Source organism: Cobetia sp. 5-25-4-2 (genome assembly GCF_013374075.1).
Lineage (GTDB): Bacteria > Pseudomonadota > Gammaproteobacteria > Pseudomonadales > Halomonadaceae > Cobetia > Cobetia marina.
On record NZ_BLWK01000002.1, the window covers coordinates 250,379 to 264,374 of the forward strand.

The 13,996-nt window shown below is 60.5% G+C and carries 9 protein-coding genes; 5 read left to right on the plus strand and 4 right to left on the minus strand.

Features of this window, described 5'->3' with window-relative positions:
- Positions 1-116: 116 nt before the first annotated feature.
- The 3 genes from HXS65_RS05955 (at position 117) to HXS65_RS05965 (ending at position 5,133) form a co-directional block, all read left to right on the plus strand.
- Positions 117-1,202, plus strand: a complete 1,086-nt coding sequence (locus tag HXS65_RS05955) for an AAA family ATPase (protein ID WP_255304434.1) — start codon at positions 117-119, stop codon at positions 1,200-1,202.
- A complete protein-coding gene (locus HXS65_RS05960; RefSeq protein ID WP_176493447.1) occupies positions 1,199-2,968 on the plus strand; it encodes a cobalt chelatase in 1,770 nt (589 codons plus the stop codon). The genes HXS65_RS05955 and HXS65_RS05960 overlap by 4 nt, the downstream gene beginning before the upstream one ends.
- A 191-nt stretch (positions 2,969-3,159) precedes the next feature.
- Positions 3,160-5,133 carry an ATP-binding protein gene (locus tag HXS65_RS05965; RefSeq protein ID WP_176493448.1) on the plus strand — a complete coding sequence of 658 codons (1,974 nt, stop codon included), beginning with the start codon at positions 3,160-3,162 and terminating at the stop codon, positions 5,131-5,133.
- A gap of 140 nt (positions 5,134-5,273) precedes the next feature.
- Here HXS65_RS05965 and pta read toward each other — a convergent pair whose 3' ends face one another.
- A complete protein-coding gene (gene pta / locus HXS65_RS05970; RefSeq protein WP_176493449.1) occupies positions 5,274-6,278 on the minus strand; it encodes a phosphate acetyltransferase in 1,005 nt (334 codons plus the stop codon).
- Between the two features lie 153 nt (positions 6,279-6,431).
- On the minus strand, positions 6,432-8,252 hold the full coding sequence (xsc, locus tag HXS65_RS05975) for a sulfoacetaldehyde acetyltransferase (RefSeq protein WP_255304435.1): 1,821 nt from the start codon (positions 8,250-8,252) through the stop codon (positions 6,432-6,434).
- 253 nt (positions 8,253-8,505) lie between these two features.
- Here xsc and HXS65_RS05980 point away from each other — a divergent pair, with 253 nt between their 5' ends.
- Together HXS65_RS05980 and HXS65_RS05985 are read left to right on the plus strand one after the other, a co-directional pair.
- Positions 8,506-9,357 (plus strand): IclR family transcriptional regulator, encoded by an 852-nt coding sequence (locus HXS65_RS05980; protein ID WP_176493450.1) that lies wholly within the window; start codon positions 8,506-8,508, stop codon positions 9,355-9,357.
- A 152-nt stretch (positions 9,358-9,509) separates the two neighbouring features.
- A complete protein-coding gene (locus HXS65_RS05985; protein ID WP_176493451.1) occupies positions 9,510-10,394 on the plus strand; it encodes a DMT family transporter in 885 nt (294 codons plus the stop codon).
- A 136-nt stretch (positions 10,395-10,530) separates the two neighbouring features.
- Here the strand turns inward: HXS65_RS05985 and HXS65_RS05990 are convergent, their stop codons facing one another.
- Both HXS65_RS05990 and HXS65_RS05995 read right to left on the minus strand, forming a co-directional pair.
- Positions 10,531-12,420: a dihydroxyacetone kinase subunit DhaK gene (locus HXS65_RS05990; RefSeq protein WP_176493452.1), complete on the minus strand. Its 1,890-nt coding sequence runs from the start codon at positions 12,418-12,420 to the stop codon at positions 10,531-10,533.
- A gap of 253 nt (positions 12,421-12,673) precedes the next feature.
- Positions 12,674-13,861 (minus strand): diguanylate cyclase domain-containing protein, encoded by a 1,188-nt coding sequence (locus HXS65_RS05995; RefSeq protein ID WP_176493453.1) that lies wholly within the window; start codon positions 13,859-13,861, stop codon positions 12,674-12,676.
- Positions 13,862-13,996: the final 135 nt, after the last annotated feature.

Genomic DNA, 13,996 nt, shown 5'->3' on the forward strand with positions numbered 1-13,996 from the left:
CTATATTCAAGCCATTGCCGCTGCCCGGTTTCCTGCGTCTCCGCGACAGGTCTGCCGACCTCCCCGATACAGGTCTGCCTGGCAGCCACCGACAAGAATGACGAGGGAGACACCCCGTGAGCGACGCCACCACGATGCATCATGCCAGCGCCGACCCGCGCAATGACCAGGCCAATGCCGAGCAGCCACTGCCCGCCGGTCAGTTGCAGCCCACTGAGCTGCGCGGCGTGCGCGAGCTGTTCGGCATCGACAGTGATCTCAAGGTGCCGGTCTTTCTGGAGCGCGACGCCCACGTTCCGGAAATCGATACGGCTTATCGCTTCAATCCCGATGTCACCCTCGCCATCCTCGCCGGCTTCACCAACAACCGTCGCGTGATGGTTCAGGGCCTGCATGGCACCGGCAAATCGACCCATATCGAGCAGATCGCCGCGCGCCTCAATTGGCCGTGCCTGCGCGTCAATCTCGATGGCCATGTCAGCCGGCTGGATCTGGTCGGCAAGGACGCCATCGTGATTCGCGACGGCGTGCAGGTCACCGAATTCCAGGAAGGCATCGTACCCTGGTCACTGACCCGCCCCATCGCACTGATCTTCGATGAGTACGATGCTGGCCGCCCGGACGTGATGTTCGTCATCCAGCGCATTCTGGAGCGCGACGGCCACTTCACGCTGCTGGATCAGAACCGCGTGATTCGCCCACACCCGCAGTTCCGGCTGTTCGCCACCGCCAATACCGTGGGGCTGGGCAATCAGGATGGGCTCTATCACGGCACCCAGCTGCTCAACCATGCGCAGATCGACCGCTGGAACATCGTCGCCAAGCTGGATTACCTGCCGCGTGATGAGGAAGTGAAGATCGTGCTGGCCCGCGTGCCGGCCAAGGACAACGAGCGTGGCCAGGCGCTGATTCGCGCGATGGTCGCGGTGGCGGACCTCACCCGCAAGGGCTTCGCCAATGGTGATCTGTCGAGCCTGATGTCGCCGCGTACCGTGATCACCTGGGCGGAGAACTGCGAGATCTTCCGCAACCCGGCGCTGGCCTTCCGCCTCTCCTACCTCAACAAGTGCGATGAGCATGAGCGCCCGCTGGTCGCCGAGTTCTATCAGCGCTGCTTCGCCAGGGAGCTTGAGGAATCCGCGGCACTGATGGAGAGCGATCTGATGAGTGAACAGGACATCGACAAGGGAGCGCGGGCATGAGTGCGGCCCAGCAGTTACGCCGTCGTCAGCAGTATCTCGAGGAGCTTGCGGCGGCGAGTCTCGGGGCACTCAGCGGCCAGGCCGGCTGGGCCTATCGGGGGCGGCGCCTGAGTCGGCATGCGCAGGCGCTGCCATTGCGCACGCCGCATCTGCGCCTTGAGGAGGATGACTGCACGCTCGACAACTATCGCGCGGTCAGCGATGCCATCGCGCTGCGCCTGCTCCACACCGACGAGGCGCTGCATCTGGCGGCGCGCCCGGCGCTGCCGGAAACCCGCCTGATCTATGACCTGCTGGAACAGCTGCGCGTCGAGGCGCTGGTCGATCCTGACATGCCCGGCGTGAAGGAGAATCTGGCGCGGCGCTTCACCGACTGGTGCCTGGCCTTCTATCACGCGGGCCTGACCGAGACGAGCAGCGGCATTCTGATATACAGCGTCATCCAGTCGTGCTGGTCGCGCCTGATGGCCTGTGCGGTGATCCACGAGACGGAGGATTACATCGAGACGACGCGCGCCTCCTTCTATCAGGCGCTGGGCGCTGACATGGCGGGACTGAGACGCACGCGTTTCGATCAGGCGGCCTATCAGCAGCACGCGCTGAACATCAGCCTGTGGCTGGAGCAGGAACTGGCCGAATCGCTGGAGGAGCAGGACGGCGAGGAAGATGACGACTCCGATGCCAGACAACGCTTCGCGCTGTTTCTGGAAAACGAGGATGAAGAAGCGAGTCTGCTCGAGGAGCAGGCGGCATCGCCGCTGCTGAGTCATCGGCGTGGCGCGCCGGAGGAATTGCTACCCTATCAGGTGTTCACCACGGCCTATGACCGCGAGCTGGAACCGGCCAGGCGCATGCGCGCCGCGCTGCTCGATGAGTATCGTCAGGCGCTGGATACGCGTCTGGCGGAACAGAAGATCAACGTGCGGCGCCTGGCACGTCAGCTGGCGCGCCATTTCAGCTCGCCACAGCGTGAGGGGTGGCACTTCGGTGAGGAGGAAGGAGTCATCGATGGGCGGCGGCTGAGTCAGGTGATTTCCTCGCCGGCCGAGCGGCGGGTCTTTCAGCGCGAGCGCTGGGTGCCCGAGGCCAGTGCCCAGGTCAGCTTCCTGATCGACTGCTCCGGTTCGATGAAGGTGCATGGCGAGGCGGTGGCGATGCTGATCGAGATTCTCACCCGCGCGCTGGACATGGCCGGTGTGCCCACCGAGGTGCTCGGCTTCACCACTGGCGCCTGGAATGGTGGCCGCGCGCTCAAGGACTGGCGACGCGCCGGCAAGCCCGTGCGTCCGGGTCGCCTGAATGAAGTGCAGTATCTGATCTTCAAGCCCGCCTCACTGGCGTGGCGACGTGCGCGCCGCCACTTCGGCGCCCTGCTCAAGGCCGATCTCTACCGCGAAGGCGTGGATGGCGAAGCCGTGCAATGGGCCTGCTCACGTCTCGCCGACCATGCCTCTGCGGGGCTAACCGGAGCCTCTGCCGACGAAGGCGCGCGCCGTCTGCTGGTCGTCATCTCCGATGGCAGCCCCTGCGACAGCGCCACCAACACCGCCAATGACGAACAGTACCTCGACAGCCACCTCAAGCAGGTGGTCGCGCAACAGACCCACTCCGGCCGCCAGGCCATCCTCGGCCTCGGCGTCGGGCTGGATCTCAGCGCCTACTACCCCAACCAGCTGATCATCGATCTCGAACGCACCCTCGACAACGCCCTCGCCGATGAAATCGTGTATCACATGGCGATGGCGTGCCGGCATCAACGAGTGTAATGAGCTGGCAGCTTTGCTGGCCATCTATATACTTGGTTTGGAGACAGTCATCTTTGTTAACATAATCTTTAATCCTAATCGGTATATGTGTTAATCTGAGAAAAATTTATATCCTCGTATAAAATTTTTGTATTATCAAAGGTTAAGCCACATCAAAACTTCTCATTAACCTAAATAAGGCACAACTTTTTATGTTTGAAAACTTTGATCCCTTACGTATAAATGATATTCAGCAAACAGATGAGAGCGCCTTAACTAAGCGATATAAGCGCAGCATCCACTCTATATTACATTCATATGTAGGGTGGTATGACCCATTCGCTGAACTAATACAGAATGCTTTGGACTCCGTAGAAAAACAATACAACCTAGAGAAATATGATAAAAAAATAAGAGTAATAATAGATGAAGAAAAACTACAATTAACTGTTACTGATAACGGAATTGGCTTAGATAAAGCTTCTTATCAAAAATTTCTAGCACCTCATGAATCATTTAAGGATGGCGGAGAAAGGGGGAGCAAGGGAGTAGGTGCTACTTATCTCGCTTATGGTTTCAACTTTATCAGAATTGATACAAAAACTAAACATTTCAACGCGTGTGGTGAGATGGAAGGTGCCCGCCGCTGGTTACATGATGAAAATGCCAGCGCTAATCCGGAAGTGTACTCTACAGATAATCCACATATCGACGATGAGTTTTCAAACTTTAAACATGGTGTATCAATTACAATTAATTTCGACAATACAACAAAGCCATATATGCTATCTTGGCCTGGATTAAAAGATGCAGAATCATGGTATGTTGCCTTGGCAGTAAAAACCGCCATTGGAGCTGTATTTAAGTCAACAGATGTAGATATAACTATTACCCATATAAGCGCATCTGGAAAGATAACAGAACATATCACTCATAAAACCGGCTATATGCTACCGCACTTACACTTCTCTAAAATAGTTGAATATGGGGAAGTAATGCACATCATGGAGAATAACTTTAAGCAACACGGAGCTTCAACTAAGCTACCAGCTAGAATTAAGAACTTAGATGCTGTTTTCTTTGATTGGAATCAAAGCGAAATATTACACTATGTTGAGAAGCTCACTCCGGATGAAATAAACAGAGTAAAAGATCACAATATAAAAATCATTGGTTCCTTTATGTTTGGTGCTAAAGCATGGAAAAGGATAGCGGAGGAGAAGGTAGAATACAGAAAAACAGCAAATATTTACTCTGCCGGAATCCAGATGGCTGCCGACAATATGCCGCAAGGAGAATTAATTCAAATTCCACTAGATCGCTACATTGGCCGTCAAAATCAAGTTCATATCGTAGTTCATTTCAGTAATTGTGTTGTTGACTTAGGAAGAAAAGGATTTGATCGCGAGTTAGTAGATATAGCCAAGTCAATAGCTAAAAAAATTGTTGAGAAAAATTTCACAAAAATCCGTGACTGCTTACGCAACGACGATGTAAAAAATAAAAGTATTATCCATGGTGAGAAAGTCGATTCATGGAAGAAGTCTCTCGAGAATCACGAAAAAACATCTCCCTTATCCTTGGTTAATGAGAATTTCTTTATACCAGTCAATGAAATTTCTATTTCATCAGAACCATCCAGAGAGCAAGATGTAATTGCTCTATTCAACCAATTAGTAGCGGGTGGCGTAATAAGAGGTCTCACTGTCGTCGCAACGAATGAAATGAGCACGTACGATGGTGCTTTTAGAATACGCATTGGGCCAAATTATGAAAACCATGTTTACGATGAAAAAATAAATCCTTTAGGAATTTCAGAAGAAATCATTTCAGACTACAGAGACGAACATCCTGATGGAATTATATCTTCAAAGCTAAACATATTAGAATACAAGTATACACTCAACGGACTAATATCTGACATAACAACTGGAGATAAAAAAGCAGCTGATATAGACTTAGCTATTGCATGGGCATCAGGAAATGACTATAAAAAATTGTTCACTATATCGTCTCTTCTATTAACAGGTGGAAGTGAAGACAGGACTTTCCATGGAATAACACACATGCTATTAGATGAATATGGCAATAAGGTAATGGATCTAATACTACTTCGTGATTTAATCGGACACTTGAATGACCCTATTGTTGAAAGCTCTAAACAGCAACAGTACAGCGAAGATTGATACACTAACCCTCTAAAATAGCTAGGGCTTTTATTAATAAGCCCTAGCTCTATAAATCTAACCGCCTTATTAATTCTCTCATCGACTTAAAGCCAATCAATGCCGGCACGCGACCTTTTACTCATTACACAACTGATAAATTAATGCTGTGCCTGCACGACAGTCACCGCAATGACATTGAGGATGTCGGCGGTGGAGCAGCCGCGCGAGAGGTCGTTGGCGGGTTTGGCGAGACCCTGGAGCAGCGGGCCGATGGCTTCTGCGCCGCCGATGCGTTCGGCGAGCTTGTAGCCGATATTGCCGGCTTCCAGATTGGGGAACACCAGCACGTTGGAGGTGCCCTTGACCCGTGAGGTGGGCAGCTTGCGCTCGGCGATTTCCGCCACGATGGCGGCGTCGAGCTGCACGTCTTCATCGATGGCGATCTCCGGGCGTTGCTCCCGCACGAGATGCGCGGCCTGAACCACCTTGTCCACCGAAGCGTGATGCGCGCTGCCATTGGTGGAGAACGACAGCATCGCCACCCGTGGGTCTTCCCCGAGCAGGGCCTGAGCGCTGTCGGCAGCGGCCAGCGCGATCTGCGAAAGCTCTTCCGCGTCGGGGTCGATCACCAGCCCGCAGTCCGAGAAGATCATGCCGCCCTTCAGGTTGTGGAACGGCTTGCACAGCATCATCAGAAAGAAGCTGGAGACCAGCTTGCTGCCCGGCGCCAGGCCCAGTAACTGGATGGCGCTGCGCACCACATCGGCGGTGGTATTCACCGCCCCCGCCACCGAGCCATCCGCCAGCCCTTCGCGCACCAGCATGTTGGCGAACGTCAGCGGATCACGAATCTTCTCGGCGGCCTGCTCCGCCGTCATGCCCTTGGCCGCGCGATGGGCGTGCAGCGCCTCGGCAAGCCTGGCGGTGTGCTCGGAGGTGGCGGGGTCGATCAGCTCACAGCTTCCCAGCGAGCCATCCTCGAGCCCGGCTTCTCTGGCGGTGGCGGCGATGACGGTCGGGTCGCCCACCAGCATCACCTGCGCCAGGCCCTGCTCCGCCGCGCTCACCGCCGCCTGCACCACCCGCATGTCCTGCCCTTCACAGAGCACGATGCGACGCGGGTCTGCCTTGGCCCGCGCCAGAATGTTGTTGAGTGCCTTCATGTCTGTCTCCTCGCTGCCCCTGCAGGCAGCCGACACATCCAAAAAGCCCCGGACATCAGAAATGGCCGGGGCAAGGGAGAGGTTCCGTCTAGCTTGCGTGTTGCGCCATGTTCGCTTGCGCGCCTGTCCACTCAGGCGCGCAAGGGCCGGGCGTTACACGTAATCCTGATACTTCTCGAGCAGACGCACCGGCTTCTTGAGGGCGTCGCGGCGGAACGGGTCGCCCAGTTCACGCGTACACATCACCTCGATGACGCAGGTCTTGCCGTCGTTCATCTGCATGTCGATGGCCTTCTTGAGCGCCGGGCCCACGTCTTCGAGACGGTCGACGGTGATGCCTTCGGCCCCCATGGAGCGCGCGATCTCGGCGAAGCTCTGGTTGTCCAGCTCACCGGCGACGAAGCGACGGTTGTAGAACTCGACCTGGTTCTTCTTCTCGGCGCCCCACTGACGGTTGTGGAAGACGACGGCGGTGACCGGAATGTCGTGACGCACGGCGGTCATGATTTCCATCAGGCTCATGCCCCAGGCGCCGTCACCGGCGTAGGCGATGGCCGGACGTTCCGGCGCGGCGGTCTTGGCACCCATGATGGTCGGCAGAGCGTAGCCGCAGTTGCCGAAGCTCATCGGGGCGAAGAAGCTGCGCGGCTTGTCGAAGCGCAGGTAGCTATGGGCCACGGAATTGATGTTGCCGATGTCGGTGGAGACCATGACATCTTCCGGCATGGCCTTTTCCAGCTCGCGCAGGACCTGACGCGGGTGCAGGTATTCTCCGCCGGAGAACGGCTTCTCGTCCTTGGCCTCGTCGATGGCGTCGAGGCTGAAGGCGTCCTTCTCGTGGGTCCACTCGTCAAGCTCAGCTTCCCAGGCGGCCTTCTCTTCGCGGATGGTGCTGAGACGCGAATCCTTGGTGGCATCGCACTCGAGATTGCGACCGGACAGGCGCTCGGTCAGGGCGATGGCCGCTTCACGCGCGTCACCGCAGATGCCGACGGAGATCTTCTTCACCAGGCCCAGCATCTTGTGGTCGGCGTCGATCTGGATGATCTTCGCGTCCTTCGGCCAGTAGTCCATGCCGTGCTGCGGCAGGGTACCGAACGGCCCGAGACGCGTGCCCAGCGCGATGACGACATCGGCCTGGGAGATCAGCTTCATGCCCGCCTTGGAGCCCTGATACCCGAGCGGGCCACACCACAGCGGGTGGCTGGCCGGGAAGGAATCGTTGTGCTGGTAGCTGTTGACCACCGGCGCGCCGAGACGCTCTGCCAGTGCCTTGCACTCCTCGACGCCATCCGCCATCACCACACCGCCACCGGAGACGATGACCGGGAACCTGGCGCTGGCCAGCAGCTCGGCTGCCTCATCCAGACTCTTGCTGCCACCCGGGCCACGGTCCACGCGTGCCGGCTTGGGAATCTCGCACTCGATCTCGCCGTAGAAGTAGTCACGCGGAATGTTGAGCTGGGTCGGGCCCATCTCGGACATGGCGCGATCAAAGCAGCGGCCGGTGTATTCCGCCATGCGCGACGGGTGGGTGACGTGGCCCTGGTACTTGGTGAATTCCTGGAACATCGGCAGCTGCTTGCATTCCTGGAAGCCGCCCAGGCCGATGCCGGTGGTGCCGGCTTCCGGGGTGACGATGACCACCGGGCTGTGCGCCCAGTAAGCGGCCGCGATGCCGGTGACGCAGTTGGAGATGCCCGGGCCGTTCTGGCCGATGACCATGCCATGACGACCGGAGACACGCGCATAGCCGTCGGCCATGTGAGCGGCGCCCTGCTCATGCACCACCGGGATCAGACGGATGCCGGCCGGCGCGAAGATGTCCATCGCATCCATGAAGGCGGAACCCATGATACCGAACATGTCGGTGACGCCATTGGCGACCATGGTTTCCACGAAAGCCTCGGAGGGCGTCATCTTCTGCTTGCCCTGCACGACCTTGCGGTTGTCTGCGCTGTCTTGAGTGCTCATGGCGTCTCCAACTATCAATTTTATGTTTATTGGTACATTTAGTTCCGATTACCGAAACATGTGACCAAAATTAGCCCTCACCATGGCGCCCGTCAAGCTAGATTTCATAAAATGATAGAAAACGTGTCTTTTTTAGAAACTTCTTCCGTCCTATGGAGTACTGTTAAAGTAGGCACAGCAACGCAAGGCACTGACGGGCCGAGCGTTTCGGCGCCACACTGCCCAGCGCACGGATTGAAGGAGGGAACAGCCCATGAACAGTGCCACCCAGCCCCAGGCAAGCCTGCCGCGTGCCAGCAAGGACGCTGACAGGGACACCGGCAAGGAAGGCAGCAAGATAGAGGGTGATACACCTGCCCAGCGCCTGCTGGCGCTGCTGGAGGTGATTGCCGCCAAGGATCAGTTCTTCACGCTGCAGGGACTGGTGGAAGAGACCGGCCTGCCCAAGCCGACGCTGCATCGCATGCTCCAGCAGCTGGAAGGCAGCGGCATGCTGCAGCGCGAGGCGGACAACCGCCATTACAGCAAGGGCAGCCGGCTGCGCCGTCTGGCGGAGAACCTGCTGCTCAACGATACCGTGCAGGGCGCGCGCCACGGCGTGCTCAGCCGGTTGATGGAAGAGGTGGGGGAAAGCTGCAACATCACCGCGCTGTCGGGCAGCGAGGTGCTGTATCTGGATCGCGTCGAGACCCAGGCGCCGCTGCGCTTCTATCTGCATCCCGGTTCACGGGTGCCGGTGCATTGCTCTGCCAGCGGCAAGCTGTTTCTGGCCCAGATGCCGCCCGCCCAGCGCCGCCGCCTGCTCAAGGGCACACCGCTGAACGCGATGACGCGCAATACCCTGACCGACATCGACTCCGTCGAGGCCGAGATCGAGCAGGTCCGCCGGCAAGGCTATGCACTGGATGATGAGGAATTCCTGCCCGGACTGGTGTGCATCGCGGTGCTGGCACCCAACCCGGACGGGCCGTCCAACATCGGCGTGGCGATCCAGGCGCCGGTGATGCGTCAGTCGCGCGAGGACATGCTCAAGCATCTGCCGGCACTGGAACGCGCCGCCCGGGACATCGCCGCCATCCAGCGTGGGGCGATACCCTCCGCCTGAGGCCAGCGGGCTGGGCTTGGGCTGATGCTGGCTGGGGCTAGGCTGAAGCTGGGCAGAAGCTGGGCAGCGACAGATACAAGGTCGTGCTTCCCGTGATGCGCGTGAGGGGCTAGCCTAGCGGACTGCCTTCCACACGCCACGTCGAGAACACCATGTCCGCCAGCGATGCCTTGCGTCTTGTCCTGCTTTCCACCCTGTGGGGCATGTCTTTCATCTTCATGCGCGTGGCCGCGCCGGAATTCGGCCCAACCACATTGATTCTGCTGCGCATGGGCATCGGCGCGCTGGTGCTGGCCCCGCTGCTGCTGGGCGCAGGCCGCCTGAAGATGCTGTGGGAACACAAGGGCTCGCTTGCGGTGCTGGGCCTGACCAGTCAGGCACTGCCCTTCTGCCTGCTGGCGCTGGCCACCACCCAGCTGGAGGCCGGCTTCACCTCGCTGATCAACGCCACCACGCCGCTGTTCACCGCGCTGCTGGGCATGGCGCTGTTCGCCACGCCGATCCAGAAGCAACAGTATCTGGGACTGGCCGTGGCCTTCAGCGGGGTCTATGTGCTGTCGAGTGACCGCCTCGATTTCCAGCTCGGCGGCGATGGCTGGTTCATCCTCGCCGCCCTGGGGGCGACCTTCTGCTACGGCTTCGCCTCCAATTTCTCGCGCCAGCGCCTGAGTCACCTGCCCTCACCGGTGCTGGCCGCGGGCAGCTCGCTGATGTCGTCCCTGCTGTTGCTGATTCCGGGCCTGTGGATGTGGCCGCAGGCCAGCGTCAGCCTGGAGGCCTGGGGCAGCGCCATCGCGCTGGCGGTACTCAGCACCAGCCTCGCCTTCCTGATCTTCTTCCGCCTGCTGGCCAGCGCCGGCGCCACCGCGACCACTTCCGTCACCTTCCTGGTACCGGTCAGCGCCCTGCTGTGGGGCAACATGCTGCTCGATGAAGTGATCGATGCGCGCATCCTCACCGGCATGGGCATCACCCTGCTGGGCACCGCCATCGCCACGCGTCTGATTCGCCTGCCGACTCGCCAGAAGGTCGCCTGACGGCTGCCGCGCAATGCCAGAAGGCCCGCCCCTGAACGTGAGGTTCATGGGCGGGCCTTCCGGTTTTAGTGCTTTGTGGATCTGGGGAGCTCAGACGCGGGTCATTCGGGTCAACCGGCTCAGCCGGTCAATCGAATCAGCCCGCCGCTTCCTCGGCGGCGTCCGCCAGCGCTTCAAAGACACGCGCCACGGCTTCCGCGCCCGGGTCGTTGTGGCCGACCAGATGGGCGGCGGGCACATAGGCGGAGCGTCCGGCCCGTGCCTTGGCCATCTCCGCGGTGGCATCCGCCCCTTGGCGGGCGGCGCGTGCCATCGCGGCCCAGTCGATGCGCTCGCCCTGCACCGACGCCTGCTGCTCACCCTGCACCGACGCCTGCAGTGCGTCCAACGCCGGCAACAGCGCATCCAGCAGGCTGCGGTCCCCGCGCACGGCGCCGCCGTAATGCTGCATCCGCCCCACACCGTGATCGAGCGCCTCATGCCAGCGCTGCCCCAGCGAGGCAGGTGCACGGGCGTCTGCCTCGCTGGCTTGCGTCTTCCACCGCGTCGCCGCCGCGGTGAACAGGGTCGAGAGCAGCACGCCACTGGAACCGCCCATGCCGTAGGCCAGCTGCTTGCCGATGGAGGTCATCAGCTCGCCACTGTCACCACAGGCCAGCTCACAGTCCTCCAGCGCTTCCAACACGGCACGGGCACCGCCGGCAAAGGTGGTGCCGGTATCCCCGTCCCCGCTGATGGCATCGAGACGATCGAGATCCACCTCACTGGCCAGCAGGACTTCCAGCACAGCACGCAGCCGCTGCTCGACCTGAGGGTCGCCCGGAAGCGCTACCCTCGCCCGGCCTTCCCGGGCAGCACGCGCCTGGCAATCGGCCTTGGCTCGGGCGCGCTCGGCAAGCGTGGAGGCGTCTTGAACAGCGCGTCCCCCCTCCTGACGAGGCGTGAAATGCGCCAGCGGCACCACCCGCTGAACACCGGGCCAGGCACGCGGCGCACAGCGGGCGTCCAGTGCCTCTTCCAGCAAGCCGTCCAGCGGCAACAGCGTCAGCGAGAAGCCGTGCATGTCCAGTGAGGTCATCAGCGGCTGGGGTCCCACCACGGCGTGAATGCCCAGCGCCTTGAGCGACGGATGCGCCAGCGCCTCGTCGAGCAGGACCGCGCGCTCCAATGCCGAGCAGCCACCCAGATCATTGATCATCAGCAGATGGCCGGTGGCGGGCAGGTCACCCCCGGCCTCCTTGCGCGAGTGCCCCTGTATCAGCGCCGCCACTACCTGATCCATCAGGGCATGCACGTCGCAATCTCCGGCGTGGCTGCCGAACTCCAGCGTGGTGGCGCCCGGCTCGCCATGAATGCCGAGCCCCAGCTCCGGCGCGCGTGGCTCACGCGGCTTGCCGGGATGACGCCCGACATCGAGCGCCATGCCCAAGGTCGAGCAGCTGTCCGCCACCCGGCGCGCCACGGCGGTGACCTCCTCGAGATCCGCGCCGCCTGCCGCCAGTGCCCCGGCGATCTTGTGGACCAGCAAGGTGCCAGCCAGCCCGCGCGGCTGTGGGTTGTCAGGCAGCGCCACATCATCGGCGACGATGACCATCTCGACCTTGAGCCCTTCCTGACGTGCCCGTTCGGCCGCCAGACCGAAATTGAGGCGGTCTCCGGTGTAGTTCTTGACGATCAACAGGGTCCCCGCGTCACCGGTCACCTCTCTGAGCGCCGCGAGCACCGCCTCCACCGTCGGTGAGGCGAACAGCTCACCACATACCGCCGCGGTGAGCATGCCGGCCCCGACAAAGCCGGCATGCGCGGGCTCATGTCCAGAACCGCCGCCGGAAATCAGCGCGACCTGATCGCGCTGCCAGTCATCGCGCACCACCAGGCGCATGCCGCTGTCCGGCGCGGACAGACGCAGGCCGCTGCCATCGGGATGCTGCAACTGGGCACTGCCGGAAAGCGCCGCGCCGATGATATCGCCCGACTGATGGAAGAACTGATTGACGCACTGTCGGCCTGTCTCGTTGTGACTCATCCTTCACTCCTTGAGGACCCTCGCCCTGCTGGTGACATGACGCCTGTCATCTCTCTGCCAGTGTCAGTCAACCATTGCCCATGCGGGATTGCCATCCGACATGACGATCAGTCCCGAGGCAGACAGAGATGACAGGACGATACCGAGCTGACAGAAGCTCCGAGCTGATAGAAGCTCCGAGATGACAGAAGTTCTGAGAGGCAGTGATAGCACAAGCACATGGCAATGCGGCGTCAGCCTGCCATCCGCGCTGTCACTCGTCGATGACCGGGCGGGTGGCGGGGTCACGCGCAGGCGTGAGGGGGGTGGCGCTGTCTGCGCGTGTCGCGGCGGAGGCCTGGGCCAGAGTGTCCAGCGGCGAGGCGACGGGAATCTCGGGAGGCAGACGCGGGGAGGTGCCGGCGGCGTGACGCGCTCTGGAGGGAGAGTCCTGCAAAGCGCTGACGCGGGGCGCCTCGCCATGCCGCAAGGGGGCATGCAGATGGTAGCCGTGCTTGCCGCTGCGCTTGACGCGATACATCGCCTGATCGGCATATTCCAATGCGGTCGCGAAGTTGCCGTTGGCGTCTCGGCCGAAGCAGACCCCGATGCTCAGGCCGATGCTGGCCTGTCCCGTACTGATCTCGAGGGGCTGGCCGAAGCGTGCCAGCCAGCGCCGCACGATCATCTCGATACGCGCCGGTGTCATGCGCGGCAGCTGGAACAGGAACTCATCCCCGCCGAAGCGCGCGGCCAGATGATGATGGACGCCCAGATGATGCAGCTCTTCATTGAGACCGTGGGCGAGCAATACCAGCACTTCATCGCCAGCACGATGTCCCAGCGCATCATTGACCTGCTTGAAGCCATCCACGTCGATGAACAACAGCGCACTGTCGTCCGCCAGCTGACGCTTGAACCAGCCATTGATGGCCTGGCGATTGGAAAGTCCCGTCAGTGCATCGGTGCTGGCCAGGGCATTGAGGCGAGTCTCGTAATCCTTCTCGTGGCTGATGTCGGTATGGGTGCCCAACAGCCGCAGCGCCTTGCCATTCGCGTCACGTTCGACGACTCGTCCCCTGTCCGCGACCCAGGTGATGCTGCCGTCTCGGGCCAGCATGCGATGCACCACCTGATAGACTTCGGTGCGCCCGGCGAGATGGTCCTCGAGATTGGCGAGCACCTCGTCGCGGTCTTCCGGGTGGAGGTGATCTCGCCAGACATCGAAATGAGCGTTCAACTCGCCGGGCTGATAACCCAGCATGCGCCCCCAGCGATAGTTGAAGATGGTGAGCTTGCCGGTGGGAACTTCCAGCTGCCAGAGACGCAGACCCGTGCCGTCGAGGGTCGACGACAACTTCTCCTCCAGACTCGCGACACGGCGCTCCAGACGTGCCTTGTCGCGCTCCATCTGCTGGATCGTGGCCTCAAGCGACTGCTCACGTAGACTCTTGCGTGTCATTCCCTCGTCCCCGGTTGACTCCCTGTCCCGCTACCCGTCACCCCCCCGGATAGCCTCGCGGGGGAATCACATTCCCGATCCCCCGCGTGATGGCCCAGGCGACATCCCGATGTCGCACCACCTCGGCCTTTGCTG